General features: G+C 67.3%; 25 protein-coding genes and 1 pseudogene. 11 read left to right on the forward strand and 15 right to left on the reverse strand.

Annotated elements, in window-relative coordinates:
* Positions 1-2 precede the first annotated feature (2 nt).
* The 6 genes from ybgF (at position 3) to folD (ending at position 7,360) form a co-directional block, all read left to right on the forward strand.
* Positions 3-845, forward strand: coding sequence for a tol-pal system protein YbgF (gene ybgF / locus B5V46_RS04870; RefSeq protein WP_080617950.1), 843 nt, complete (start codon positions 3-5; stop codon positions 843-845).
* Positions 836-2,104, forward strand: a complete 1,269-nt coding sequence (gene tilS, locus B5V46_RS04875) for a tRNA lysidine(34) synthetase TilS (RefSeq protein ID WP_231119236.1) — start codon at positions 836-838, stop codon at positions 2,102-2,104. The genes ybgF and tilS overlap by 10 nt, the downstream gene beginning before the upstream one ends.
* 79 nt (positions 2,105-2,183) lie before the next feature.
* Positions 2,184-4,091: an ATP-dependent zinc metalloprotease FtsH gene (gene ftsH, locus B5V46_RS04880; RefSeq protein WP_080615556.1), complete on the forward strand. Its 1,908-nt coding sequence runs from the start codon at positions 2,184-2,186 to the stop codon at positions 4,089-4,091.
* A 310-nt stretch (positions 4,092-4,401) separates the two neighbouring features.
* Positions 4,402-6,078, forward strand: a complete 1,677-nt coding sequence (locus B5V46_RS04885) for a formate--tetrahydrofolate ligase (RefSeq protein ID WP_080615557.1) — start codon at positions 4,402-4,404, stop codon at positions 6,076-6,078.
* A 74-nt stretch (positions 6,079-6,152) separates the two neighbouring features.
* Positions 6,153-6,461: a chorismate mutase gene (locus B5V46_RS04890; RefSeq protein WP_080615558.1), complete on the forward strand. Its 309-nt coding sequence runs from the start codon at positions 6,153-6,155 to the stop codon at positions 6,459-6,461.
* On the forward strand, positions 6,458-7,360 hold the full coding sequence (gene folD, locus B5V46_RS04895) for a bifunctional methylenetetrahydrofolate dehydrogenase/methenyltetrahydrofolate cyclohydrolase FolD (RefSeq protein WP_080615559.1): 903 nt from the start codon (positions 6,458-6,460) through the stop codon (positions 7,358-7,360). The genes B5V46_RS04890 and folD overlap by 4 nt, the downstream gene beginning before the upstream one ends.
* A 12-nt stretch (positions 7,361-7,372) precedes the next feature.
* Here folD and pdeM read toward each other — a convergent pair whose 3' ends face one another.
* The 11 genes and pseudogenes from pdeM to B5V46_RS04950 all read right to left on the reverse strand — a co-directional run bounded on the left by pdeM (position 7,373) and on the right by B5V46_RS04950 (position 19,108).
* The gene (gene pdeM, locus B5V46_RS04900) at positions 7,373-8,035 is read right to left on the reverse strand and encodes a ligase-associated DNA damage response endonuclease PdeM (RefSeq protein WP_080615560.1); all 663 of its coding nucleotides are present in this window, start codon (positions 8,033-8,035) and stop codon (positions 7,373-7,375) included.
* A 39-nt stretch (positions 8,036-8,074) separates the two neighbouring features.
* A complete protein-coding gene (locus tag B5V46_RS04905; protein ID WP_080615561.1) occupies positions 8,075-10,477 on the reverse strand; it encodes a ligase-associated DNA damage response DEXH box helicase in 2,403 nt (800 codons plus the stop codon).
* A gap of 49 nt (positions 10,478-10,526) precedes the next feature.
* Positions 10,527-10,964, reverse strand: coding sequence for a D-aminoacyl-tRNA deacylase (dtd, locus tag B5V46_RS04910; protein WP_080615562.1), 438 nt, complete (start codon positions 10,962-10,964; stop codon positions 10,527-10,529).
* The gene (locus B5V46_RS04915; protein WP_080615563.1) at positions 10,961-11,887 is read right to left on the reverse strand and encodes a carbohydrate kinase; all 927 of its coding nucleotides are present in this window, start codon (positions 11,885-11,887) and stop codon (positions 10,961-10,963) included. The genes dtd and B5V46_RS04915 overlap by 4 nt, the downstream gene beginning before the upstream one ends.
* Positions 11,888-11,948: 61 nt before the next feature.
* Complete coding sequence (locus B5V46_RS04920) at positions 11,949-13,049, reverse strand: TFIIB-type zinc finger domain-containing protein (protein ID WP_080615564.1); 1,101 nt, start codon at positions 13,047-13,049, stop codon at positions 11,949-11,951.
* A gap of 7 nt (positions 13,050-13,056) precedes the next feature.
* Complete coding sequence (locus B5V46_RS04925; RefSeq protein WP_080615565.1) at positions 13,057-14,187, reverse strand: SPFH domain-containing protein; 1,131 nt, start codon at positions 14,185-14,187, stop codon at positions 13,057-13,059.
* 151 nt (positions 14,188-14,338) lie between these two features.
* Positions 14,339-14,992 (reverse strand): annotated as a pseudogene (locus tag B5V46_RS04930) (DUF6338 family protein); the annotation flags it as partial.
* 27 nt (positions 14,993-15,019) lie between these two features.
* Positions 15,020-15,910, reverse strand: a complete 891-nt coding sequence (locus B5V46_RS04935) for a DUF2927 domain-containing protein (RefSeq protein WP_196774348.1) — start codon at positions 15,908-15,910, stop codon at positions 15,020-15,022.
* Positions 15,911-15,968: 58 nt separating this feature from the next.
* Positions 15,969-17,150 (reverse strand): toxic anion resistance protein, encoded by a 1,182-nt coding sequence (locus B5V46_RS04940; protein ID WP_155773949.1) that lies wholly within the window; start codon positions 17,148-17,150, stop codon positions 15,969-15,971.
* A complete protein-coding gene (locus B5V46_RS04945; protein WP_080615567.1) occupies positions 17,147-18,043 on the reverse strand; it encodes a 5-bromo-4-chloroindolyl phosphate hydrolysis family protein in 897 nt (298 codons plus the stop codon). The genes B5V46_RS04940 and B5V46_RS04945 overlap by 4 nt, the downstream gene beginning before the upstream one ends.
* Positions 18,044-18,208: 165 nt before the next feature.
* Complete coding sequence (locus tag B5V46_RS04950; RefSeq protein WP_080615568.1) at positions 18,209-19,108, reverse strand: pseudouridine synthase; 900 nt, start codon at positions 19,106-19,108, stop codon at positions 18,209-18,211.
* A gap of 76 nt (positions 19,109-19,184) precedes the next feature.
* On the opposite strand from B5V46_RS04950, the gene B5V46_RS04955 reads away from it, so the two are divergent.
* Positions 19,185-19,637, forward strand: coding sequence for a nucleoside deaminase (locus B5V46_RS04955; protein WP_080615569.1), 453 nt, complete (start codon positions 19,185-19,187; stop codon positions 19,635-19,637).
* Between the two features lie 64 nt (positions 19,638-19,701).
* On the opposite strand, the gene B5V46_RS04960 is transcribed toward B5V46_RS04955, so the two are convergent.
* Positions 19,702-20,394, reverse strand: a complete 693-nt coding sequence (locus tag B5V46_RS04960) for a metal-dependent hydrolase (RefSeq protein WP_080615570.1) — start codon at positions 20,392-20,394, stop codon at positions 19,702-19,704.
* An 89-nt stretch (positions 20,395-20,483) separates the two neighbouring features.
* On the opposite strand from B5V46_RS04960, the gene B5V46_RS04965 reads away from it, so the two are divergent.
* The gene (locus B5V46_RS04965) at positions 20,484-21,137 is read left to right on the forward strand and encodes a hypothetical protein (RefSeq protein ID WP_080615571.1); all 654 of its coding nucleotides are present in this window, start codon (positions 20,484-20,486) and stop codon (positions 21,135-21,137) included.
* Between the two features lie 93 nt (positions 21,138-21,230).
* Here the strand turns inward: B5V46_RS04965 and B5V46_RS04970 are convergent, their stop codons facing one another.
* The 3 genes from B5V46_RS04970 to purU all read right to left on the reverse strand — a co-directional run bounded on the left by B5V46_RS04970 (position 21,231) and on the right by purU (position 23,867).
* On the reverse strand, positions 21,231-21,449 hold the full coding sequence (locus B5V46_RS04970; protein ID WP_080615572.1) for a hypothetical protein: 219 nt from the start codon (positions 21,447-21,449) through the stop codon (positions 21,231-21,233).
* A gap of 326 nt (positions 21,450-21,775) precedes the next feature.
* Complete coding sequence (locus B5V46_RS04975; RefSeq protein ID WP_080615573.1) at positions 21,776-22,744, reverse strand: IS5 family transposase; 969 nt, start codon at positions 22,742-22,744, stop codon at positions 21,776-21,778.
* Positions 22,745-23,006: 262 nt separating this feature from the next.
* The gene (gene purU, locus B5V46_RS04980; RefSeq protein ID WP_080615574.1) at positions 23,007-23,867 is read right to left on the reverse strand and encodes a formyltetrahydrofolate deformylase; all 861 of its coding nucleotides are present in this window, start codon (positions 23,865-23,867) and stop codon (positions 23,007-23,009) included.
* A 223-nt stretch (positions 23,868-24,090) separates the two neighbouring features.
* On the opposite strand from purU, the gene gatC reads away from it, so the two are divergent.
* The 3 genes from gatC (at position 24,091) to B5V46_RS04995 (ending at position 26,564) form a co-directional block, all read left to right on the forward strand.
* Positions 24,091-24,378: an Asp-tRNA(Asn)/Glu-tRNA(Gln) amidotransferase subunit GatC gene (gene gatC / locus B5V46_RS04985; RefSeq protein ID WP_080615575.1), complete on the forward strand. Its 288-nt coding sequence runs from the start codon at positions 24,091-24,093 to the stop codon at positions 24,376-24,378.
* A gap of 4 nt (positions 24,379-24,382) precedes the next feature.
* Positions 24,383-25,864 carry an Asp-tRNA(Asn)/Glu-tRNA(Gln) amidotransferase subunit GatA gene (gatA, locus tag B5V46_RS04990; RefSeq protein ID WP_080615576.1) on the forward strand — a complete coding sequence of 494 codons (1,482 nt, stop codon included), beginning with the start codon at positions 24,383-24,385 and terminating at the stop codon, positions 25,862-25,864.
* Between the two features lie 103 nt (positions 25,865-25,967).
* On the forward strand, positions 25,968-26,564 hold the full coding sequence (locus tag B5V46_RS04995; RefSeq protein WP_231119237.1) for a hypothetical protein: 597 nt from the start codon (positions 25,968-25,970) through the stop codon (positions 26,562-26,564).
* Positions 26,565-26,566 lie beyond the last annotated feature (2 nt).

Here is a 26,566-nt window from a genome sequence, read left to right on the forward strand (position 1 = left end):
TGATGCGGATTGCGGCGTTTGCCCTGACGGTGGCTCTGGGGCTGGCGGCGGGCGGGCCCGCCTCCGCCCAGTCGCGCGACGAGACCCTGGCGGATATCCGCCAGGAACTGACGGTGCTGAATGTCTCGGTGCAGGGGCTCAAGCGCGAGTTCTCGACCACCGGCGGCGCCATGGGAACGGCTGCCGGCGGCTCGGCGCTGCAGCGGCTCGACGCGATCGAGGAACAGCTTCAGCGGCTGACCTCGAAGACCGAGGAACTCGAGCACCGGGTCCGGCAGGTGGTCGATGACGGCACCCGCCGGATCGGCGATCTCGAATTCCGGCTGGTCGAGCTCGAGGGCGGCGACGTTTCGAAGCTTGGCCAGACCTCGACGCTGGGCGGCGGTTCCGGAGCGCAGACGCCCGCCCGGGCGATCACGCCTGCGCCCGACAGCACCGGCAGCACGGACGGCATGGAGCTTGCGGTCGGCGAGCGTGCCGATTTCGACGCGGGCAAGGCCGCGCTCGAAGCCGGACAGAACGTGAAGGCGGCCGAGATCCTTGCCCGCTTCGGCGAGACCTATCCGGGCAGCCCGCTTTCGGGCGAGGCCCAGTTCCTGCGCGGCGAGGCGCTGTCCGCGGCGGGCGAGACCTCGCAGGCCGCGCGGGCCTATCTCGAGAGCTTCTCGGGCAGCCCCTCGGGGCCGCGTGCCCCGGCCGCGCTGCTCAAACTCGGGCTGGCGCTGAAGGAGCTGGGCCAGAGCCGCGAAGCCTGCGTCACGCTGGGCGAGGTACGCAACCGCTTCGCCGGGTCGGCCGAGGCGCAGCAAGCCGAGGGGGCGATGGGGGCCGCCGGGTGCAACTGAGCGCCCGCGCCGAAATGCTGGCCGCCGCGCTCGAGCGGGCCTGTCCGGGCGCGGCACCGCTGGCCGTCGCGGTTTCGGGCGGCGGAGATTCCCTTGCCCTGCTCCTGGCCGCGGCAGCGCGGGCGGGGGCCTCCGGGCCGGCGGTTTCGGCGGTGACCGTCGATCATGGGCTCCGGCCAGAAGCCGCTACCGAGGCCCGCCGCGTCGCCGAGATCTGCGCGACCCGCGGCATTCCCCATGACATCCTCGTCTGGCAGGGCTGGGACGGGCAGGGCAACCTGCAGGCTGCGGCGCGGCAGGCCCGGCTGCGGCTGATTGCGTATTGGGCCAGGGACCGGGACATCGGTCGGGTGGCGCTGGCGCATACCCGCGACGATCAGGCCGAGACGGTGCTGATGCGGCTCGCGCGCGGGGCCGGTGTCGACGGGCTGGCCGGGATGGCGCCCGAGCGGCGGGCCGGGGGCGTGAGCTGGCTGCGTCCCTTTCTCGGCATTCCGCGCGCCGATCTGCGCAGCTATCTCGAGGAATGCGGGCAGGACTGGATCGAGGATCCGTCGAATGACGACCGGCGCTTCGAGCGGGTGCGGGTCCGGCAGGCGCTGGAGCTGTTGCGCCCGGTCGGGATCGGTGCGGCGGGGCTGGCCGCGACCGCGACCCGGCTGGCCTCTGCCCGCGCCGCGCTGGACGCCGCGACCGCCGAGGCGGCCGCGCGTCTGGTGCGCGAAGAGGCGGGCGATCTGCTGATCGAGGCCGGGGGGCTTGCCGCGCTGCCCGAAGAGATCGCGCGCCGGCTGGTCCTGGCGGGGCTCGGCTGGGTTTCGGGTGCGGGCTATCCGCCGCGCGCCCGGGGGCTCGAGGCCGCGCTCTCGGCGCTGATGCGCGGGCCCCGGGCCACGCTTCACGGCTGTCTTCTGCAACGCGCCCGGGGGCGGATCCGGATCGGCCGCGAGCCCGCCGCCGTGGCCGGGCTAAGCTGCGCGCCCGGAACTCTCTGGGACGGACGCTGGCGGCTTTCCGGCCCGGCCGACGCAGGCTCTGGTGAGGGGGCTCCGGAGGGGCTCGAGATCCGTGCGCTGGGCGCGGAGGGGCTTGCCGCCTGTCCGGACTGGCGCGCGGCCGGGCTGCCGCGGACGACCCTGATCGCCTCGCCCTCGGTCTGGCAGGGGGGCGCGCTGATCGCCGCACCGCTGGCCGGGTATGGAAAAAACTGGAGCGCGGCGGTAAACCCTTCCTTCACGGCCCATCTTCTCTCGCATTGAACATGCGCCCTCAATCGCTATCTTAGACCAATGGCCGGGCGCGCCTTTGCCCGGCACACCGAAATTCAAGGAGTACGCCTTGGGCAACGCGCGACAAATCGCCTTCTGGGTCGTCCTGTTTCTGCTGATCCTGGCGCTGTTCAACCTGTTCAGCGGTGGGCAGGGGGCCATGTCCTCGCAGACCATCAGCTATTCCGAGTTCCTCCGCAACGTCGAGGCCGGCCAGGTTTCGAGCGTCAAGCTTGACGGCGAACGTGCGGTGATCCGGGAAGCCGATGGCAGCACCGTTACCGCGATCGTGCCGCGCGGCACCGACGTGACCGAGCAATTGCTCGCCAAGAACGTCGATGTCACCGCCGAGCCGCAGGAACAGAACGGCCTTCTGGCCTATATCGGGACGCTTCTGCCCTTCATCATCCTGATCGGGATCTGGATCTTCCTGATGAACCGGATGCAGGGTGGCGGACGCGGCGGGGCCATGGGCTTTGGCAAGTCCAAGGCCAAGCTTCTGACCGAAAAGCATGGCCGCGTCACTTTCGACGACGTGGCTGGCATCGACGAGGCCAAGGACGAGCTGGAAGAGATCGTCGAATTCCTGCGCAATCCGCAGAAATTCTCGCGTCTCGGCGGCAAGATCCCGAAAGGCGCTCTGCTGGTCGGTCCGCCCGGCACCGGCAAGACGCTGCTCGCGCGCGCCATCGCGGGCGAGGCGGGCGTGCCCTTCTTCACCATCTCGGGCTCCGACTTCGTCGAGATGTTCGTGGGCGTCGGTGCCTCCCGCGTCCGCGACATGTTCGAGCAGGCCAAGAAGAACGCCCCCTGCATCGTCTTCATCGACGAGATCGACGCTGTCGGCCGGTCGCGTGGCGTCGGCTATGGCGGCGGCAATGACGAGCGCGAACAGACGCTGAACCAGCTTCTGGTCGAGATGGACGGCTTCGAGGCCAATGAGGGCATCATCATCGTCGCGGCCACCAACCGCCCCGACGTGCTGGACCCCGCGCTGTTGCGTCCCGGCCGGTTCGACCGCCAGGTGCAGGTGCCGAACCCCGACATCAAGGGCCGCGAGAAGATCCTGGGCGTTCATGCCCGCAAGGTGCCGCTTGGCCCCGATGTCGATCTGCGCATCATCGCTCGCGGCACGCCCGGCTTCTCGGGCGCGGATCTCGCCAACCTCGTCAACGAAGCGGCGCTGATGGCCGCGCGCGTCGGCCGGCGCTTCGTGACGATGGAGGATTTCGAGAATGCCAAGGACAAGGTCATGATGGGGGCCGAACGGCGCTCGATGGTCATGACCGAGGACGAGAAGAAGCTGACCGCCTATCACGAGGGCGGGCATGCCATCGTCGGCCTCAATGTCCCGCAGCACGATCCGATCCACAAGGCGACGATCATCCCGCGTGGCCGTGCGCTGGGTCTGGTTCTGTCGCTGCCCGAACGCGACCAGCTCTCGGTCAGCTACACCAAGTACAAGTCCAAGATCGCCATGGCGATGGGCGGGCGCGTGGCCGAAGAGCTGATCTTCGGCAGGGAGAACGTGACCTCGGGCGCCTCCTCGGACATCCAGCAGGCGACCCGGATCGCCCGGGCGATGGTGACCCAGTTCGGCTTCGACCCCGAGCTTGGCTATGTCGATTATGCCAATGAACAGGACAGCTATCTCGGGTCCTATAACAGCGGTCCCAAGCATTCGACCGCGACCCAGAAGATCATCGACGACAAGGTCAAGGCGCTGGTCGACGAGGGCTATCAGACGGCGACGCGGATCCTGACCGAGAAGCGCGAGGATCTGGAACGGCTGGCCCAGGGGCTTCTGGAATACGAGACGCTGACCGGCAGCGAGATCACCAAGGTCATCGCCGGCGAGGCGCTGAGCCGGGGCGATGACGACACGCCCGGCACCGGCGGCGACACGCCCTCGGTCACGGCCATTCCGAAGACCAAGCCGCGCCCCAAATCCGGCTTCGAGCCGGAACCCATGGCCTGAGCCAGGGCGCTCTGACCGAACCGAAGACCCCGGACCCCCACAGGTTCCGGGGTTTTCCTTTTCAGCCGGGCGCGGCCCCGGCATGGGCCGACATGGCAGCCCCCGGGCTGCTTTCCGTCCACCCTTGCGTCCTTTCCGGCCGGGGCCGGGATCGCATCCTCTGCCCGAAGGTCGATGCCGCCTTTCCGGTCCCACCGGCAGGTGGCCCCGCTGCTCGCGCCGTGGCGCTTTTCTCCTGCCTCTGAGGCGCTGGCCCTCGCGCCGGCAAGCGGCTATTGCTCTGCAAAACGGGAACCTATGGAGGATCGGCATGGCGCCGAAGACGGATATCGAAATCGCCCGCGCAGCCGATAAGCGTCCGATCGAGGAAATCGGCGCTAGGCTCGGCATTCCGGCCGAGGCCCTGCTGCCCTATGGGCGCGACAAGGCCAAGGTCGCGGCCGGGTACATCGCCGGCCTCGAGGGGCGTCCCGAAGGCCGCCTGATCCTCGTGACCGCGATCAACCCCACGCCCGCGGGCGAGGGCAAGACGACGACGACGGTGGGGCTGGGCGACGGGCTGTCGCGGCTCGGCCACAAGACGGCGATCTGCATCCGCGAGGCCTCGCTCGGGCCCTGTTTCGGGATGAAGGGCGGTGCGGCCGGCGGCGGCCATGCCCAGATCGTGCCGATGGAGGACATGAACCTTCATTTCACCGGCGATTTCCATGCCATCACCTCGGCCCATAACCTGCTGGCCGCGATGATCGACAACCACATCCACTGGGGCAACGAGCTGGATATCGATCCGCGCCGCGTGACCTGGCGGCGGGTGATGGACATGAACGACCGGGCCCTGCGCGACATCGTCTGCTCGCTGGGCGGGGCCTCCAACGGCTACCCGCGCGAGACCGGCTTTGACATCACCGTGGCGTCCGAGGTGATGGCCATCCTCTGCCTCGCCACCGATCTGGCCGATCTGCAGCGCCGGCTGGGCGACATCATCATCGGCTATACCCGCGACGCGGCGCCGGTCCATGCGCGCGATCTGAAGGCCGACGGAGCGATGACGGCGCTGTTGCGCGAGGCGATGCAGCCCAATCTGGTGCAGACGCTGGAACACACGCCCGCCTTTGTCCATGGCGGCCCCTTCGCCAATATCGCCCATGGCTGCAATTCGGTCATCGCCACGCGCACTGCGCTGCGGCTGGCCGATTACGTGGTGACCGAGGCCGGTTTCGGGGCCGATCTCGGCGCAGAGAAATTCATGGACATCAAATGCCGCAAGGCCGGACTTGCGCCTTCGGCGGTGGTGATCGTGGCCACCGTCAAGGCGCTGAAGATGAATGGCGGCGTCGCCAGGGCCGATCTGAAGGCCGAGGATGTGGCGGCGGTGCAGGCGGGCTGCGCCAATCTCGGGCGCCATATCGAGAACATGCGCGCCTTCGGGGTGCCCGCGATCGTCGCCATCAACCATTTCGCGGGCGATACCGAGGCCGAGATCGCCGCAGTGCAGGATTACGTGCGCGGGCAGGGGACCGAGGCGGTGCTGTGCCGGCACTGGGCCGAGGGCGGTGCCGGCATCGAACGGCTGGCCGAGATGGTCGTGGCGCTGGCCGGGACCGGGCATAGCGGTTTCGCGCCGCTCTATCCCGACGGGATGGGCCTTTTCCAGAAGATCGAGACCATTGCGCGCCGGGTCTACCGCGCCGATCATGTCGTGGCCGATCAGAATATCCGCGACCGGCTGAGCGCCTGGGAAGAGGCGGGCTATGGTCATCTGCCAATCTGCATGGCCAAGACCCAGTATTCCTTCAGCGCCGACCCCGAACGGATCGGGGCGCCCGAGGGCTTCGATGTGCCGATCCGCGAGGTGCGCCTGGCGGCCGGGGCGGGCTTCGTCGTGGCGATCTGCGGCCGGATCATGACCATGCCGGGCTTGCCGCGCCATCCGGCGGCCGAGATCATCGGCCTGAATGCCGAGGGGCAGGTCGAGGGGCTGTTCTGAGCTGCAGACGGATTGATCCCCCGGGGCGGGCGGGCTAACACGCCTCCGACGGATCCCGGAACGCGAGAGGCCCGATGATCGCTCCTGACAAGTGCCACAGCATGGATGACCTGCGCATCCAGATCGACGCGCTCGACGCGCGTCTCGTCTCCCTTCTGAGCGAGCGCGCCCGCTATATCGAGCGGGCCGCCCAGATCAAGGCCGGGGCCGGTCTTCCGGCCCGGATCGATGACCGTGTCGAGGAGGTGGTGGCGAATGTCCGCGCCCGGGCGTCGGTCGAGGGGCTCGATCCGGGTCTGGCCGAAAAGCTGTGGCGCGATCTCATCGAATGGTCGATCGGGCGCGAGGAAATGGCCCTTGGGGCCGGGGAGGAGCGGCAATGACGGCAACCCTGATCGATGGCAAGGCCTTTGCCGCCAGTATCCGCGAGAAGGTCGCGGCCCATGTCGCGGCGATGAAGGCCGAGCACGGCTTGACCCCGGGGCTGGCCGTGGTCCTGGTCGGCGAAGATCCGGCCAGCCAGGTCTATGTGCGCAACAAGGGCCAGCAGACGAAAGAGGTCGGAATGGCCTCTTTCGAACATCGCCTTGCCGCCGAAACCTCCGAGGCCGAGCTTCTGGCACTGATCGCGCAGCTGAATGACGACCCGGCAGTGCATGGAATTCTCGTACAGCTTCCGGTGCCGGACCATATCGACGAGGCCAAGGTGATCAATGCCATCGACCCGGCCAAGGATGTCGACGGCTTTCACATTTCGAATGTCGGGCTGCTGGCCACGGGGCAGAAGTCGATGGTGCCCTGCACCCCTCTGGGCTGCCTGCTGATGCTGCGCGACAGGCTGGGCAGTCTGTCGGGGCTGAATGCTGTCGTGGTCGGGCGCTCGAACATCGTCGGCAAGCCGATGGCGCAATTGCTGCTGAAGGAAAGCTGCACCGTGACGGTCGCGCATTCCCGCACCCGCGATCTGCCCGAGCTCTGCCGTGGCGCGGATATTCTCGTCGCTGCTGTCGGCCGGCCGCAGATGATCCCGGGCGACTGGGTCAAGCCCGGTGCCACGGTGATCGATGTCGGCATCAACCGCATCCCGGCGCCCGAGAAGGGCGAGGGCAAGACCCGGCTTGTCGGCGATGTCGATTTCGCCAGCGCGGTAGAGGTTGCCGGGGCAATCACGCCGGTTCCGGGCGGGGTCGGGCCGATGACGATCGCCTGCCTGCTGGCCAATACCGTCACCGCCTGCTGCCGCGCCCATGGCCTGCCCGAACCCGAGGGGCTGGCCGTCTGAGGCGCGCCCTGTTCAGGCGCGCATCGGCACCGCCAGCGGCTTCGGCCCGGTCAGCACGGCCACGGCTTCTGGCCCCATGAGCTGCTCGAGTACCCGGTCGCGGCTGGCAAGCCCGCCGGTATAGGTGCCGAAGGCGGGCAGGATCGCCCGCGCGTGATCGATCAGGAAGCAGGGTCGCGAGACCCTGCGCCCGCCCAGGCACAGCCGGGCCTTCGGGTGGTAATGCCCTGAAATCTCGTTTCGTTCGCCCGGAATGGCGATATGGCGAAACCATAGCGGGCCGATCTCGGCCTCTGCCAGCGCGCTGCCGCCGGGCGCGACCGGGGCGGGGTCGTGATTGCCCGAGATCCAGATCCAGTGCCGGCCGGCCATCAGTGCCAGCAGCCGCCGGGCCGCAGGCTCGGGCAGGGCGCGCGCCGCCGCGTCATCGTCGAAACTGTCGCCAAGGCAGAGCACCCTTCGGGGGGCCAGCGCGGCGATCTCGTCGGCCAGCCTGGTCAGCGTCTCGTCGGTATCATAGGGCGGCAGGAGGGCACCGCCCCGCCGCGCCACCCGTTCGGCCTTGCCAAGATGCAGATCGGCGACCGCCAGAAGCGCTTCGTCCTCCCACCAGAGCGCCCCCGAGCCGCGGGCGCTCAGCCGGGCCCCGGCGAGTGTGAAATCATGTCCCGTCATGGCGTCTCTCGATCCGATCCGGGGCGGGAAGGCAAGCGCTCAGGCAAGGCCCGCCTCGGCCATCAGCCGCGCGGCGGCGGCGTCGATCAGGCGCTGTTCGGCCGTCCCCCGAACCGGCACCCGCCCGGCTTCAAGGAAAAGCGGCGCGGCCAGAGGCGAGACGCGGTCGAGGCGCATATGGTCGATCCGGCCGCGCACCCGGTCCAGCATCTCCTCGATCCGGCCGAAATCGACAAGCCCCTTCATCGCCTCCTCGCGGGTAATCTCCAGAAGCACATGGCCGGGGTCGTAGCGGCGGAGCGTGTCATAGAGAATATCGGAGGAAAACGTGGCCTGACGCCCGGTCTTGCGCTGGCCGGGCAGGTTGCGCTCGATCAGCCCGGCGATGATGGCCGATGTTCGAAAACTGCGCTTCATGACGGCGTTTCCCGCAATCCAATCGGCGAAGGCCGCCTGCAACCCGTTCGAATCGAGCAAGTCGGCCGGGGTCTCGACAGGGTCGAGGCCCCAGATAAGGGTGGCATGATCGGCGGCGACGAAGCCCAGCGGCCCAAGCCCGGCCGCCTCCATCCTCTGGGTCAGCAGAAGCCCCAGGGTCTGCTGTGCATTCCGCCCGGCAAAGCCGTAGATGCAGAGGTGATGACGGCCCTCGAAGGCGAAGGTCTCGACCAGCAGCCGGTCGGGCTCTGGCAAGCGCGAGAGCTTGCGCTGCAGCTTCAGCCAGTCGGAGGTATGAGGCGGCAGGCCGGGCCAGTCGGGCGCGTTCAGCAGGGCGAGGATGCGGTCGCAGAGCCGGGTCGAGGTGGCGAATTTGGTGCCGGCGAAGACCGCGATCCTGGGTCTGCGGCCGGGGCTTGGGCTGACCTCGACCACCATCTCGCGCAGCCCCTCGAAGCGTACCACCTGGCCGCCGATGAGAAAGCTGTCGCCGGGTGTCAGCGTGGCCGCGAAGGCCTCTTCGATCTCGCCAAGCGGTGCGCCGCGGCGGGCGGGCTTGAGGCGCACCTTCAGCCGTTCCTCCTCGACGATGGTGCCGAGATTCATCCGGATGCGCCGGGCCGCGCGCGGATCGCGCAGCGCCCAGCGCCCGTCGGGTGCCTGCTTCAGCCGCTGCCAGCGGTCATAGGCGCGCAGCGCATAGCCCCCGGTTGCGGCGAAATCGAGACAGGACTCGAAGCTGGCACAGGGAAGCTCGGCATAGGGCCCGGCCGAGCGGATCTCGTCGAACAGCGCATCGGCCTCGAAGGGACCGGCAGCAGCGCAGGTGAGGATATGCTGACACAGCACGTCGCGCGCACCGGGGCCGCGCGGCGCGCCGTCGAGATCGCGGGCCCGCACCGCCTCGAGCGCGGCGAGGCATTCCACCACCTCGAACCGGTTCGCAGGCACGAGCAGGGCCTTGGAAGGCGCGCTATAGCGGTGATTGGCGCGGCCGATCCGCTGCACCAGACGCTTGACGTTCTTCGGCGCGCCGACCTGGATCACCAGATCGACATCGCCCCAGTCGATCCCCAGATCGAGCGACCCGGTGCAGACGACCGCGCGCAGCCGTCCCTCGGCCATCGCGGCCTCGACCTTCAGACGGGCCTCGCGCGACAGGCTGCCGTGATGGATCGCGATCGGCAGGTTCGCCTCATTGGCAAGCCAGAGATCGCGGAAGAACAGCTCGGCTTGGGCGCGGGTGTTGTGAAAGACCAGCGTGGTGCGGTGCCGGGCGATCTCGGCCAGAACGGCGGGGATGGCATGGCGCGCGCCGCCGCCGGACCAGGGCGGCGGTGCGCCGGTCTCGAGCATGGCGATATCGGGGGGCGGGCCGGGATCGGCGGTCAGGATGTCGCAGGGTGCGCGCGCGGGGGCCAGAAAGCGGCCAAGCGCGGGCGGGTCCTCGACCGTGGCCGACAGCCCGATGCGCCGGAAGCCGGGGCAGAGCCGGTCCAGCCGGGCCAGTGCGAGGCTCAGCTGATCGCCCCGCTTCGAGTCGGCCAGCGCATGGATCTCGTCGACGATGACCCGGCGGAGCCCGGCAAAGATGCGCGGCGCGTCCTCGTAGCTGAGCATCAGCGCGAGGCTTTCGGGCGTTGTCAGCAGGATATGGGGCGGATCGGCGCGCTGGCGGCGGCGGCGGGATTGCGGGGTGTCGCCGGTCCGGTCCTCGACCCGGATCGGCAGCGCCATCTCCTCGATCGGGCGGCCGAGATTGCGCCGGATGTCGGCCGTGAGCGCCTTGAGCGGCGAGATGTAGAGACTGTGCAAGCCTGTGGGGGTATTTTCGGCCAGATCGACCAGGGTAGGCAGGAATCCTGCAAGTGTCTTGCCGCCGCCAGTCGGCGCGACCAGCAAGAGCGCGGGGGTTTCGGCCCGCTCCAGCATCGCTTTTTGATGCGGATGCAGCTGCCAGCCACGGGTGGCGAACCAGTCTGCGAAGGGGGCGGGCAGGGCCATCGGCGTGGCGGCGGTCAGGCCTGGGCCGGGGCGAAAGAGGCGGGCGCGGTCATGTCTCGATCCAGATCGTGACCGGCCCGTCATTCACGAGCGCAACCTTCATGTCGGCGCCGAACCGGCCGGTGGCCACCTCGATACCCTCGGCGGCCAGCGCCTCGGCAAAGCGCAGATAGAGCTTCTCGCCCAGATCGGGCGCGGCGGCGCGGGAAAAGCCGGGGCGGTTGCCGCTGGCGGTATCGGCAGCCAGGGTGAACTGGCTGACCACCAGCGCCGCGCCGCCGGTATCGAGCAGCGAGCGGTTCATCTTGCCGGCCTCGTCGCGGAAGATCCGCATCCGGGCGATGCGCCGGGCCAGCTTGTCGGCCTCGGCCCCGGTATCGCCGGTCATGGCGCAGACAAGCACCAGAAGTCCGGGCCCGGTCTCGCCGATGATGGCGCCGTCGACCCGGACGGCGGCCTCGCTCACACGCTGGACAAGTGCTCTCATGCCAGTTCCTCCATCCAGGGTGGGTTGGCGCCCGCGCGCGAGACGGTGACGGCGGCGGCGCGGATCGCAAGCGAGAGCGCGGCCTCCAGTACGCTGTCCGGCAGCCCCTGGGCGAGCGCCGCGCGCTCGAGGGCGCCCGCTTTTGACAGGCCAGCCAGAAAACCCGCATTGAAGCTGTCGCCCGCGCCGATGGTGTCGACGACCTGCATGGCGGGGGCGGGCAGGAAGCGCTCGGCTGCCCGGCCGAGGGCATGGGCGCCGCCTGCGCCCCGGGTCAGCAGCACCAGCCGCGGGCCGCGGCCCAGCAGTCCGCGCGCCAGATCGCAGGGCTCGCCCGGGCCTTCGAGCCAGTGCAGATCCTCGTCCGAGATCTTGACGATGTCGGCGGCCGCGATCATCCGTGCGATCCGGGCACGATAGGCGGGGGCGTCGGCGATGAAGCCGGGCCGGATATTCGGGTCGAGCATCGTCACCCGGGCCCCGGCCTCGCGCAGGAAAAGCGCCTCATAGGCGCTGCCGCAGGGCTCGGTCATCAGCGAGATGCCGCCGCAGAACAGCGCGCGCGTATGGTCGGGCAGGGCGGGCAGATCGGCGGGGGTCAGCATCCGCCCGGCCGTGGCCTCGTCATAGAAGGCATAGCGCGCCTGGCCCTCGTGAAGGGTGACGAAGGCCAGCGTGGTCGGCCGGGCCGGGCGCGGGCAAAGCCCGGTCCCGACGCGCGAGGCGGCCAGCGCCTCGGCAAGCCGGGTGCCGAAGAGATCGGTCGAGAGGCCCGCGAAAAAGCCGGTGGGCACGCCCAGCCGTCCCAGCGCGATGGCGGTGTTGAAGACCGCGCCGCCGGGATGGGGGACGAAGGCGGGCTCTCCTCCGGTGCTGGTCCGGGGCAGCATGTCGATCAGGGCCTCGCCCGCGCAGAGGATCATCCGGGTCGCGTCCCGTCGCTTGCCTGACGGCTCGGGCCGGGACCTGAGAGGGGGCAAGGGCTCACTGCTCGAGCCCCGAGAGATAGCCGATGCCCGCCGCCAGCCCGCCGACCACGGCCAGCGTCAGCCCCACCGCGAAGGCGATCTTCCAGGCCGACCAGGGTCGTTCGCCCTGTACCCGGCCGCTGCGGCCGTTGACGACAAAGCGGTAGGTCTTGCCGCGATAGCGATAGGCCGCCAGCCAGACCGGCAGCAGCACATGCTTGAAGGTCAGCGTCGAGATCCGGGTCTCGAGCCAGTCGACGCGCTGGCGGTCGCCGCCGATATCGAAGGCCGCGTCGCGGCGTATCACCTGCTCCATGATCTTGCGCGCCTCGATCAGGCCGTCCTCGAGATCGACGGTGTAGCCCTCCGAGCGGAAGCCCGCGAGGAATTGCGGCTGATAGGGTTGCAGCAGCGACAGATCCCAGGGTTCGAGCGCATAGGTATAGCGCTTGGGCAGGCTGGTCGAGGCCAGCACCAGCACGTCGTCGAAGACGCGCGCCACCCGCCCCGAGACAGAGTGCCAGCGCGTACGCTGCACCTGCACCGTCTCGGTCTTTCCGTTGCGCGTCACCTTGCGGGTCTCGTAATAGACCGTGCCGCGCTGGCCACGGTAATTCGTGGTCGTGTCGGCGTCGAAGGTCCAGTAGGGAACGTAGATCCCCTGCATCCGGCGGCCCTTGCGGGCATAATCCTTAAGTCCGTTCGGCGCGAACCAGAGCCGCCCGAGCCAGTCGGTCATCGCCTTGTGCGCCTCGGCCTCGGACAGTGCGAAGGGCAGCACCCCCCTGGGCTTGATCCGCCGCCTGAGCCCGGTTCCGGTGACCACGGGCGTGGCGCAGAACGGGCATTCCGCGGCATGGGTGTCCTCGTCCAACTCGAATTCGGCGCCGCAATTCGTGCACTTGGTCTGGCGGATCTCCTCAAGCTCGGCCTCGGGCAGAATCGCGTCGAGCGTGGCCTGATAGTCGAGTTCGACCAGGGCCTCGGCAGGGGCGGGGCCGTCCTCGACCGGCTCGCGATGGCCGCAATGGTCGCAGACGAGTTGCCCCGCATCGGGCGAGTAACGCAGGTCGGCCCCGCACTGGTCGCAGGGAAAGCGGTGATCGGCGGCGGTCATCGGCGGGCTATACCCCCGGCGGTGGCGGTGGCGGCGGCGGGGCGACGGTGAACAGCCGGGCAAGCTCGATCACATCCTCGGCGCGCTTCCAGCCGTCCTGGCCCTGGGTCCAGACATGGCTGTCACGCCGGAAGCTGCCCTCGGTCGCCATCCGGCCCAGCCGGGCCATCGAGAACGGACCCGAGATCTGGCCGTTCTCGGCGATATGCCAGACATGTTCGGCCGGAGGCGGGGGGGGCGGCGGAACCGGGGCTGCCGCTGGTTCGGCGCGCGCGCCCCAGGGCCCCATCGCCCCCGCCATGCCAGTGCCCATCGCCATTCCGATGCCCGCGCCAAGCCCCGTGGCCATGCCGCCGCCTGCCGGGTTGGCGGCGGCGGAGGCCATGGCTTCGGCCGCGGAATAGCGGGTGTAGCGGCCCAGATCGCCTGCAATCCCCGCCGAGGTGCGCCGGTCGAGCGCCTTCTCGACCTCGGGCGGCAGGCTGATATTCTCGATGTAGAATTCGGGCATGGTCAGGCCGTAGGCCTCGAGCGTCTTCGACACTTCGGTGGCGATGAGCGCGCCCAGATCGGCGGTATTGGCGGCCATGTCCAGCACCGGAATGCCGCAGCCCGCGATCACCCGCGAGAATTCCTGAACGATGATGTTGCGGATCTGGAAGCCGATCTCGTCCATGGTGAATTCGCCATCGGTGCCGACGATCTCGACCATGAACCTGGCCGGGTCGGTGACGCGGATCGCGTAGCTGCCGAAGGCGCGGATCCGGGTCGGGCCGAATTCGGGGTCGCGCAGCATCACCGGGTTCTTGGTGCCCCATTTGAGGTCGGTGAAGCGCGTGGTGTTGACGAAATAGATGTCGGAGAGGAAGGGCGAGCGGAAGCCGTGATCCCAGTGCTGGAGCGTCGTCAGCACCGGCATGTTGTTGGTTTCCAGCATGTAGAGCCCGGGCCGGAAGACATCGGCCAGCTGGCCCTCATGCACGAAGACGGCCGCCTGACCCTCGCGCACGGTCAGCTTGGCGCCATACTTGATGGCATGGCCCTCGCGCGCGAAGCGCCAGACCATGGTGTCGTGGCGGTCGTCGACCCAATGGATGACGTCGATGAACTCGCCGGAGAGAAAGTCGAAAATGCCCATGTCGTCTTATTTGTCTTGCGGCAACCGAACCGTGGACTCGGCGTTCTTGGGTAATTGAGAACTTGTCGGGGGTCTGGTGCTGTGGTTCGCACCGGCCTGATAGCCACGTTCGTTGCCTGCCGATCGTTCTCTTGGCTTGGCCTGATAGCCGTTAACGATCATTTTCGCCTTCTGGTCCATCTTCTGCCTTTTCCTCCATGAGAAACTCTACGGATCGTACGTCTCTGAGATTGAGAAGGATTGCTCTTCTATGGCTTGGCTCGTGCCATGTACCGTTCTTGTCGATGATGTAAGCTCTTTCAAGATATAGGTCGCTGCGGCTGTCGTCGCTAGCTGCAAGCGATTTTTCCCCGAACCAGCCGCCGATCTTGGTGCCGTCATTGAAGGTTATCTCGACCAGACCCGGTGCTCGATTGTCTCCGAACGCGAAATCGTGCGCGCGCTGCACGGGATGTATGACCGGCAGCGACAGACGGCGGAGCAGGCCGTTGCGCCAATCCGACCTGAGGAAAAGGCGCAGTGTCCAGCCGAGACCCGTCGGGACCACAAGGACGATGAAAACAAGATGAAGAATGTCCGGAGGGTCGACTAACCAGTCCGGCAGGTCGTGTTCTGACAGGCTTGCGATGACGACTGAACCATAGAATGCCGCCAGGACATAGACGATGAACTGGACGATGAGGCTGAGGATGATCGCCTCGATCAGGATCTCTGCGGGCTTCGGTCTCAGGCCCATGACGAAGGCGGAGCGCACGAATATGACGACATAGCCCGCCAGCAGGTAGCGCGCAAAGAACTCGAATGTTTCAGGGGCTGAGGAGCGACCCGAAGGTCAACTCTCGCCCCCCATCAGCTCGGCAACGATCTCCTCGACGATGGGGCGGGCCTCGGCCGGGCGCATGCCGGGACGGAGGCGGCGGTCGTAGAGGATCTTCAGCAGCAATTCGTCATGCGGGGTCAGCAGCGCGAATTCCTCGTCATCGTTGAAGATCGAGGGGCGTGCGGCGGGACTGTCATTGGCCAGGCCCAGCCCCTGGGCCAGTTCCTCATGCACGCAGGATTGGCGCAACCGGTCGGGATGCTCGCCGCGGATGACCGCGACCGCGCTGGAATAGGTGCTGGCATTGCCCTCGGAGAAGGCCAGCACCATGCAGAAGGTCGAGCGTGGCATCACCGCGATGGTGCTTTCGGCGCCGATGTCGATGCCGGGGATCAGGCGGCGCAGCTCGGGGCCGATGCGGCGGCGTTCGTCCTCGTTGACGATGAAGATCTGGAAATTGGCCTGTTCGGGGGCGGTCATCGACATCGGAAGCCCGGTCAGCCGGGACAGCCGCTGCACATATTCCGAGATTTCGGCCCGGTCGGTGGCGCGCTGTTCGGCTGGTATGGTTTCGCCGAAGACGAGACCGAAGCGCACCGGCTTCTCCCAGCGGCGCAGGCGGCTTTCGGTCTCGCGCGCGATCAGGTTTCCGCCCCGGGTGACGTATTCGTCGAACAGGGCGACCCGGATGAAATCCTCGACCAGCGTGTGACGGGTGAAGGGCACATCGGCCTCGCCGCCATCGCTGCGCAAGAGCCCGCGGGACAGCAGGTCGTTCTGAACACGGGCGTAATGCCGGGCCAGGATCTCGCTGTCGGCCGAGGGCTGCGGCGGGCTCCCGGCATCGGGCCGGACCGCCGGACGGGTAACGGGGGGCTCGGGCGCGAGCTGACACCCGGTCAACACCCCGAGAAGGAGCCCCGACTGAAAGAGACGGCGCAGCTTGGGCCCCACGATGCGTTCAGACCCCCGTTACGGCGCCGGCGCCCTGCGCCCGCGACTTGGCCGAGGCCAGCGCGTCGCGCAGCTCGGCCTCCATCTTGTAGAGATCCTGTTCGGCCTGGGCGCGCCGGGCCTTGCCCTCGTCGGCGATGGTCAGGCTTTCCTGAATGGTCGCGACCAGGTCGGCATTGGCCTTCTTCACCGCCTCGATGTCGAACGCACCGCGCTCCATTTCTTCGCGCACGGTCTTGTTGGCCTGACGCAGATTGGCGGCATTGGCGGTCAGCAGCTCGTTGGTCAGGTCATTGGCCCCGCGTACCGCTTCGGCGGCCTCCTTCGAGCGCTGGATGGTGACGGCCTGCGCCAGCTGGGTTTCCCAGAGCGGCACGGTGTTGACCAGCGTCGAGTTGATCTTGCTGACCAGCGACTTGTCGTTTTCCTGCACCAGCCGGATCGAGGGCAGCGACTGCATCGTCACCTGACGCGTCAGCCTGAGGTCGTGCACCCGGCGCTCGAGATCGTCGCGGGCGGCACGCAGATCGCGCAGCTCCTGCGCCCGGATCACCTGATCGGTCTCGGGCGCGGCGGCAACCTCGGCCTCCCTGGCGGGAATGTCCCTGGTGTCGAGCTCGGTCAGCTTCTGTTCGCCGGCGGCGATGTAAAGCGCGAGCTCGTCATAGAAATCGAGCGTCTTCTCATAGAGCTTGTCGAGCGACTTGATGTCCTTGAGCAACGTATGCTCATGCGTCAGAAGCCGGTCGGTGATCGAGTCGATCTGGCCCTGAATCGTCTCGAACCGCGCGACGAATTTGGCGAAGGGCGCGGTGCGGCCCATCAGCTTTTCCCACCAGCTCGCCTCGCGGCGGACATCGAGCTCGGACACCGAGAAGCCCCGGATCGTGGTCACGATCTCGCGCAGCGAGTCGCCTGCGGGGCCGACCTCCTTGTTGCGCACATCGGCCAGCATCGCCTGGCTGATGGTCTGCAGCTCGGATTGCGCCGCCGAGCCGAAGCCGATGATCGAATTGCTGTCGCTCATGTCGATCTCGACCATGCGCGAGCGGATCGCCTCGGCGACGGGCGGCTCTGCGCGGTCGAGCGCGACCAAGTCCTGCGCCGGCTCGGGCAGGGGCGAGGCTGTCACTTTTTCAACTTCGGCGACATCCTGCGCTGCGATGCGGCGACTGTTGTCCGAGATCATGCGGTTTCTCCCGTTTTGGGCGCGACGGGCATCGGGGCGATGCCTTCACGGTGCAACCTGTCGCGCAGAACTTCGATTTCCACGTCGAGATCGGTCCGGTCGTCCTGCATCAACACCCGGGTCCGGGCGGCGAAATGGGTTTCGAGATCGGCCAGAAGCGTCTCGTAATCCTGCCGCGCCGAGGCATCGCGGCTGCGCGGATAGAGATCGGCGAACTTGACCGTCGCGTCGCGCGCGCCCATCAGGTAGACGACCAGATAGCGGCGGGCGGCGGTCAGATCGCGGGGATCTTCCTCGACGCTGCGCAGCATCTCGCGCACGGTGGCCTGAAAATGCTCGACCCGGGCAACGAGGCCGCGCTCGCCCGTACGCCGGATCGCCTCGGACATCGTCGCGAGATGTTTCTCGGCTTCCTCCACGGCGCGGGCGACGCGGGAATTCTGGAAGCTGTCGATGCCCTCCATCCCCTTGTCCGAAAGCGGATCGATCCCGAAAGCCAGGCTGTGCAGCACGAAGCCCAGTGCCGCGAAGATCAGCGGAGCGCCCCCCGCATCGCCCATCCCGGCAAGGAAAAGCCCGGCTCCCGTCAGGACCGAGCCGAGGATCTTGCGCGGCACTGCCGGGCGGCGGGCGATCTTGCGCGCGGCCCAGGCATCCTCGGCGCGCAGCCCCTCGCGGGTCAGCCAGGCGGCAAGCATCAGAAGGCCGAAGGCCCCCAGCGAAAGCGCCAGCCCGGCCGGATCCGAGAAGAAGCCCCTTAACACAAGTGGCAGCGGCACGATGAACATCGCATTGGCGCGCCCCGCCGCCCGGGCCGGACGGCGCCCCTGGAACGGGGAACGCTGAGGGGCGGGCGTGCCGGGGCTGTAGCGGCCGCCGAACCGATGCGCCATCACGCGCCCCCCGTCAGGGTGACGTAAAGGACCAGCGCGATGAGCAGCAAGAATGACAGTTTCTGCAAGCCAGTGCTCGACATTATCCCCTCTGTCTCCACGATCGTCCCTTATACATGGGATGCGACAGCGCCGTTAAAAGCAAGTGCCGGCCGGTTTCGCGATTCAGTCGGGCGGGGTCTTGCCGCGCGGACGCCCTCCGGGACCCGTCAGGGGGCTCGGTCGGCCCGTGTTGCGGCGCGGCCCGCGTCCCGGTTTCGGCCCGGAGGCCTCGACCGGCGGGCGTCCCTTGCGACGCAGCGGTTTCGGCTTTGCGGTGGCTTCGCTCTCGGGGGCGGCGAGCCCGAGCTGGTCGCGCAGCACGCGGCCGCGCAATTCCTCGACTTCGCCCGGTTTCAGATCGCCCAGCTGGAACGGGCCGTAGCTGATCCGGATCAACCGGTTCACGACCAGTCCGACGGCCTCCATGGTCCGGCGGATCTCGCGGTTCCGGCCCTCGCGCAGACCGACGGTCAGCCAGGCATTGGCGCCCTGCTGGCGGTCGAGCGTGACCTCCATCGGCCGGAAGGTCTCGCCCTCGATGACGATCCCCTTGCGCAGCGGCGCCAGTGTCGCGTCGTCAGGCGTGCCCTTGACGCGGACCCGGTATTTCCTGAGCCAGCCGGTCGAGGGCAGTTCGAGCCGCCGCTTGATGGCGCCGTCATTGGTCAGCAGAAGCAGGCCCTCGGAATTGAGATCGAGGCGGCCGACCGGCATCACCCGGGGCATGTCCTCGGGCAGCTTGTCGAAGACGGTTTCGCGGCCCTTTTCGTCGCGGGCCGTGGTCACCAGCCCTGCGGGCTTGTGATAGAGCCAGAGCCGCGGCCGGTCAGGAGCCGCGACGGGGGCGCCGTCGACGGCGATGCGGTCGGCGGGGCCGACATTGAGCGCGGGGCTCGCGATGCGGCGGCCGTTCACCGTCACCCGTCCGGCCTCGATCATCCGTTCGGCTTCGCGGCGCGAGGCGATGCCTGCCCGTGCCAGTACCTTGGCGATCCGCTCGCCCTCTTGTCCGGTCTTGTCCATGGGGCCGGGTTTACGCCGGATCGCAGGGCGGGGGAAGCGGCTTGCGCAGGGCGCGACGGCGCGGCAAGAGAAGGCGATGAGCCCGTTTCGCAGCCATATGGACCAGGCCCTGGCCGAGGCCCGCGCCGCGGCAGGCCGCGACGAGGTGCCGGTCGGTGCGGTGGTGGTCTCGGCCGATGGGCGGGTCGTTGCGACGGCGGGCAATCGAACCCGCGAGCTGCGCGATCCGACGGCCCATGCCGAGATCCTCGCGCTGCGTGCGGCCTGTTCCGCCGCCGGGTCCGAGCGTTTGCCGGGCTTCGATCTTTATGTCACGCTCGAACCCTGTGCGATGTGTGCCTCTGCGATCGGACAGGCGAGGATCGCGCGGCTCTATTACGGGGCGGCGGACCCGAAATCGGGCGGCGTCGCGCATGGCGCGCAGGTGTTCCGGCATCCGCAGAGCCATCACGTCCCCGAGATCTACGACGGCATAGGTGCGGCGGAATCCGAGGCGTTGCTACGTGCCTTCTTCGCCGAACGACGCTGAAGCGACAGGCGGGCCGCGCGCGATTTTTCGACGAAAAATCGGCTCCGGCTCCGGGGCTTGTGGTTCAGATCTCGATCGGGGCCAGCACCTCGGGTTCGATCACCCGGACGCCTGGCAGGTTCTGTTTCAACGCTTCCGCCGATTGTTCGAGCAGCGGGAAGGTCCGGTAATGGCAGGGGATCACCGTCTTGAAATTGAAGAAGGTCCGCGCCGCATAGGCCGCACGTTTCATGTCCATGGTGAAATGCCCGCCCGCGCAGAGCAGTCCGATATCGGGCGCATGCAGGTCGTTGAAGATTTCCATGTCGGCCATCACGTCGGTATCGCCGCTGACATAGATCACATGGCCTTCGCCCGCGATCATGTAACCTGATTCGGTTCCGGCATAGACAGGCCCCTCCGGCCCCTGGACCGAGGAGGAATGGGTGGCATTGACCATCGTGACCGACACATTGCCGAGCCGGACGGTCCCGCCCTTGTTGAATCCGATCACCGAGAGCCCCTCCCTGGCTTCCCACCAGCTCATCAGGTCGAAAATGCCGACGGCCGGTATCGACAATTCCCGCGCGATCGCAATCGTGTCGGAAACATGGTCGAAATGGCCATGGGTGACGAGCACATGAGTGGCGCCGCCGATCGCCTCGGCCCGTCTCTCCTCGGGAAAGAGCGGGTTGCCCATAAGCCACGGGTCGATCAGCAGAACCTGATCCTCGATTTCGATCCGGAACCCGGAATGGCCCAGCCAGACGATCTTCATGGTCGGTTTCCTTCTGCTGTGGGCCTTGCCGCACCGGCCACCTGCCCCAAGATTTGCGGCAAAGGTAGCAGAGCGGGGCGGGCATTCCCATGGACTGGACGCGACAGATCGACGCCTATTGCGAACGTTCCGATCCGGGCTTCTGGTCCGAGCCGGTGAATGCCGCGACCAACGCCGCCTTCCTGCTGGCGGCGGTGATCCTGTGGCGACGGAGCGGTGGACTGCCATTGGCCCGGGCGCTTGCCGTCGTTCTGGGCCTGATCGGCATCGGCAGCTTTCTCTTTCACACTCTGGCGACCGAATGGGCGTCAATGGCGGATGTGGCGCCGATTCTCGGTTTCATCCTGCTTTATATCTTCGCGGCCAATCGCGCCTATTGGGGGCTGGGGCTCTGGCCGTCGCTGGGGCTGACGGTGCTGTTCATTCCCTACGCGGCCCTGACCGGATCGCTTTTCGCGCGCCTCGACTGGCTCGGCAGTTCGGCCGGCTACGCGCCGGTGGCGTTGCTGATCCTCCTTTATGCCCTGGCGCTTGCCCGGCGCCTGCCTCGGGTCGCGGCCGGGCTGGGGATCGGCGTCGGCCTGCTGGCGATCTCGCTTGCGTTCCGTACGCTCGACCAGCCGCTCTGCGCGGCCTTGCCGCTTGGCACGCATTTCCTCTGGCATGTGCTGAATGCCGCGATGCTGGGATGGATGATCGAGGTTTATCGCCGATATGAGATAGGGCGCCGGTCCTCGGGCTGACCGGGGATGTCCGGAGGCGCATGGCGTACCCTGCGAATGGTGCTGCCGAGACCAGTGTGGCGCGCAATCGGGACCGGTCGATCCGGCCGCCGGTCAAGGCCTTCGGCGGGGGCCGGGACAGGGGTAACCGGAGCTGGGGTTCTCCAAGGGCTTCTGTCGGTCGAGGTAGCGCGCGATCCGGCTTTCCTGCAGAAAGCGCAGGGCCTGCGTCCCTTCGAGGGCGGCAGCGATCTCGTCTTCCGGAACGTCGGCCTCGATGGCAATGATCGCCAGAGAAATCCGGCACCCTCTGATCCGCTCGATCACATCCATCCCCGGAAGCCCCCTGTCGCGAGAATGGGAAAACAATGGCACAGTTTCAGGTCGAATTAAAATGCGGCCATTTTGCATTTTGTGGCGATGGGAGTGTTTGGCAGTATTATTAGAAATAAATAGAGGTCTTCTCACGCAAGTGGGGTATTCCATAGTTATTGAGATTAGCTGCCAAGTTATCTGTAATTTTTAATTAAATAGTCAGATTTCTTGGGGGCAGTTTAAAGGGGAATATGAACGGAATGCCTGCAGGATGCGCTCTGGGCATGATCGGGCTCTGTTGCACAAAGCCGCTGACGACGGAGCTACCCCTTTCCCGGACACACTTATGCCACGGCCTCGGTCACGGGTATGCCGAGCGCAGTGAAGCCGTTCATGACGGCGACACGAACCTGAAGCTCGGCAACCTGCCGGTCAGGCTCCCGCGCCATCAGGCGTTGGCCCAACAGCTTCATGCAGTGCATCTTGGTTTCGGCCAGACTTCTGCGATGGTAGCCACTCCACTTCCGCCAGATCTTCCGGCCCAGGCGTTTCGATGCGCGCAGCGCCTCGTTGCGGGCAATCGCGCCTGCGCTGCCAGGCTTCCAGGGTTTGGCATTTTTTCGCGGAGGAATGACGGCGTGGGCGCCCCGGTCGGCAATGGTGTCGTGACACTTGCGCGTGTCGTAGGCACCATCTGCGGTGACACTGTCGATCTCCTGATCGAGCGGGATCTGGTCGAGCAGTTCCGGCAGCATGGGGGCATCGCCGATATCGCTGCTGGTGAACTCCACCGCCCGGATTTCCAGTGTTTTCTCATCGATCCCGAGGTGAACCTTGCGCCAGATGCGGCGTTTGGCGCCGCCATGCTTGCGCGCATTCCACTCCCCTTCGCCCTCGACCTTGATGCCGGTGCTGTCGATCAGCAGGTGCAGCGGTCCCTCCGATCCCCGATACGGAATGTTCACGTTCAGGGTCTTCTGGCGGCGCGACAGCGTGCTGAAATCCGGCACCGACCAGTCCAGCCCGCTCAACTGCAGAAGGCTCTCGACGAAGCCTGTCGTCTGCCGGGTCGACATTTTCGCTCGGACCAATGGCGCTCCAATGTCGACCATGCCAAACAGGACTTTCATCGTCAGGCAGGTCTGGATGGCCGCGTCACTGTAGGTGGGCTGCCGGCCGCGCTTGCCGGTCGGCCCGGCCTCCCACGTCATCTCGGGACCGAACCAGATCGTCAGCGAGCCCCGGCGCTTGAGCGCTTCGTTGTAGGACCGCCAGTTCTTGATCTTGTAGGTCGGGGTGGATGGGCTGCTCATCCCCTCCAGCTATCACGCTGGATTCACAAGGTGAATCGCCCACGAGCTTTGTGCAACAGAGCCTCGCGGCGGTCGAGATTTGCCAGCGCAAAGAGAGCGCCCCGGAAAAGGGAACGCTTCGGGATCGGCTGCTCCGAGGCCCGCGCGGGCAGGACCGGGCCCATCAGGAGGCAGGTCGGGGAAACCGGAACGCCCCCGCCGGACGGGGGCGCCGGCCCGTGCGGGGGCGTTGGGCCGGGGTCCGCGGCTGCGCCCGTCCGTTTCAGCCCGGCATGAAGACGACGGTCTTGTGTCCGTTGAGAAGCACCCGGCGTTGCAGGTACAGCCGCACGGCGCGGGCCAGGACACGGCTTTCGATGTCGCGGCCGACGGCCACGTAATCCTCGGCCGAGAGCGCATGGTTCACCCGTTCGGTTTCCTGCTCGATAATCGGCCCCTCGTCGAGATCGGCGGTCACGAAATGTGCCGTCGCGCCGATCAGCTTGACGCCGCGCTCATGGGCCTGGTGATAGGGCTTGGCGCCCTTGAAGGAGGGCAGGAAGGAATGGTGGATATTGATGACCCGGCCTTCCAGCGCCCGGCTCAGCTTGTCCGAGAGCACCTGCATGTAACGCGCCAGAACCACCAGTTCTGCGCCGGTCTCCTCGACCAGGGCGAGCACTTTCGCCTCCTGCTCGGCCTTGGTCTCCTTCGTCACCGGCCAGCAGTAATAGGGGATGCCCGCGGCCTCGGCCGTCGCGCGGCTGTCCTCGTGGTTCGAGATCACGGCGGCGACCTCGGCCTCCATCCAGCCGACCCGGATCTGGTAGAGGATATGCAGCAGCGCATGGTCGAATTTCGACACCATGAGGATGATCCTCGGCCGGCGGGAGGCATCGACCACCTCGGCCTCCATGCCATAGCCGTTGATCGCGGGGGCAAGCCGGGCGCGGATGGCCTCGGCCTCGGCGGGCGCGGCGATGTGGAAGGCCACGCGCATGAAGAAGCGGTTGCTTTCAGGGTCGCGGAACTGGGCGCTGTCCTGGATGTTCCCGCCCAGCGCGGTGACGGCATTGGCGACGGTGGCGACGATCCCGGGCTGGTCGTCGCAGGTGAGCGTCAGGATGAAATCTGTCGAGGCCATGGGCGGGGTCCTTGCCTTGAATGTCTTGGGCGCGCGTTTCGGCGCCTTGCGTTATGGAGAAAGGCCCGGCGCGAGTGCAAGCGCCATTCCTGCGCCGCCGCTTTGGGGGCCGGTCGCGACATTGCCAGGGGGCGCCGGCCTGCCGACCGGGCGCGCTCTTGCAGCATGCGCGGCAGACGGCTAAACGCGGGAACGGATTTCAAGAGCACGGAAAGGCGGCCCCATGTCCATCGACATCGACACCGCGCGGCGGGTGGCGCACCTCGCCCGGATCGCCGTTCAGGAAGACGACCTGCCGGCGCTGGCGCAGGAGCTGTCGGGCATCCTGACCTTCATGGAAGAGCTGAACGAGGTCGACGTGACCGGCGTCGAACCGATGACCGGGGTCACGCCGATGCGGCTGAAGCGGCGCGAGGATATCGTCACCGACGGCGAGATGCAGGACCGGATCGTGTCGAACGCGCCCGATGCGCGCGAGGGCTTCTTTGCGGTTCCCAAGGTGGTGGAGTAACGCCATGAGCGATCTGACCAGGCTGACCATTGCCGATGCGCGCGACGCGCTGCGCAAGGGCGAGACCACTTCGGTGGCGCTGACCGAGGCCTATCTCTCGGCAATCGACGGCGCGGACGCGCTGAACGCCTTCGTGCACAAGACCCCCGAGATCGCGCTCGAGCAGGCCAGGGCTGCCGACAAGCGGATCGCGACGGGCGAGGCGCCCGCGCTTTGCGGCATGCCGCTGGGCATCAAGGATCTCTTCTGCACCAAGGGCGTGGCCTCGCAGGCCGCCTCTAAGATCCTCGACGGCTTCAGGCCCGAATATGAATCGACCGTGACCCGGAATCTATGGGATGCGGGCGCGGTCATGCTGGGCAAGCTCAACATGGACGAATTCGCCATGGGCTCGTCGAACGAGACCAGCACCTATGGCAATGCGGTCAACCCCTGGAAGATCGACGACCGGCAGCTGACCCCGGGCGGCTCTTCGGGGGGCTCGGCTTCGGCCGTTGCCGCCGATCTCTGCATGGCGGCGACCGGTACCGATACCGGCGGCTCGATCCGTCAGCCCGCGGCCTTCACCGGCATCGTCGGTATCAAGCCGACCTATGGGCGCTGCTCGCGCTGGGGGATCGTGGCCTTCGCCTCGTCGCTCGATCAGGCCGGGCCGATGACCCGGACGGTGCGCGACGCGGCGATCATGCTGGGCGCGATGTCGGGCCATGACCCGAAGGATTCGACCAGCGCCGACATTCCGGTGCCGGATTTCGAGGCGATGCTGACCGGCAATATCCGCGGCAAGACCATCGGTATCCCGAAGGAATACCGCATGGAGGGCATGCCCGCCGAGATCGAGAAGCTCTGGGCCGACGGCGCCGAGATGCTGAAGGATGCGGGCGCCTCGATCGTCGAGATCAGCCTGCCGCATACCAAATACGCGCTGCCCGCCTATTACGTGATCGCACCGGCCGAGGCCTCGTCGAACCTCGCGCGCTATGACGGCGTGCGCTACGGCCGCCGGGCAAAGCTCGGGCAGGGCGACGGCATCGTCGAGATGTACGAGAAGACCCGCGCCGAAGGCTTCGGCAAGGAGGTCCAGCGCCGGGTGATGATTGGCACCTATGTGCTGTCGGCGGGCTTCTACGACGCCTATTACAACCGCGCCCGCAAGGTCCGTGCGCTGATCAAGCGCGATTTCGACGAGGTTTTCGCAGGCGGTGTCGATGCGATCCTGACGCCTGCCACGCCCTCGGCGGCCTTCGGTCTGGGCGAGATGGCCGATGCCGATCCGGTGGCGATGTATCTCAATGACGTCTTCACCGTGACCGTGAACCTTGCCGGCCTGCCGGGGATCTCGGTGCCCGCGGGGCTTGATGCCCAGGGGCTTCCGCTGGGGCTTCAGCTGATCGGCCAGCCCTGGGGCGAAGGCGAATTGCTGAATGCCGCACATGTTCTTGAGCAGGCCGCGGGATTTGTTTCCAAGCCCGCGAAATGGTGGTAAGGCGCGCCGGATCACTTGGATTGACGCCATTAGCAGGATGGACCCGATGCGTGCCGTGACTTCCGCGATTGCGGTTCTTGCGCTGGCTGCGTGCAATACGCAGTTGCCCGATTCCGCGGCCGGAGAGGGCTTTGACACTTACGCCGATTACAGCGCCCATCGCGAAGGCGTGTTGCAGGGCGCGGTGTCGGCCCAGCCGATCACTGCGGCGCCCTCGCAGGATGTCGTGACCGAGGTGACCGGCGCGCCGATTCCGGCGGTCGAGAGCGTCGACGGCACCGCCACGCCCGGCGCGCAGGCGGAAAGCCATGCCCGGATCTCGGACGAGCAGAGCTTTGCCGCCGTCAGTGCCCGCGAGACCATCGCTAGCGACCGCGAGCGGCTGGAGCAGCAACGCGAGCAATATACCGTCATCCCGCCCGAGCCGCTTCCGCAGCGCGAGGGCGGCAATGGCGCCAGCATCATCGAATACGCTCTGCGGACCAGCAATCCGGTCGGCCAGCAGGTCTACAAGCGCGGCCGTGCCGTTGCGCCCGAAACGCTGGCCCGGCGCTGCGCCAAATACGGCTCGGACGATCACGCCCAGGAAGCCTTCCTCAAGAATGGCGGGCCCGAGCGCGACCGGCTGGGGATCGATCCCGATGGCGACGGTTTCGCCTGCTACTGGGATCCCTCGCCGTTCAGGCTTGCCGAACGCTAGGG

Origin of the sequence: Rhodovulum sp. MB263, from assembly GCF_002073975.1 — a bacterium.
GTDB lineage: Bacteria > Pseudomonadota > Alphaproteobacteria > Rhodobacterales > Rhodobacteraceae > Rhodovulum.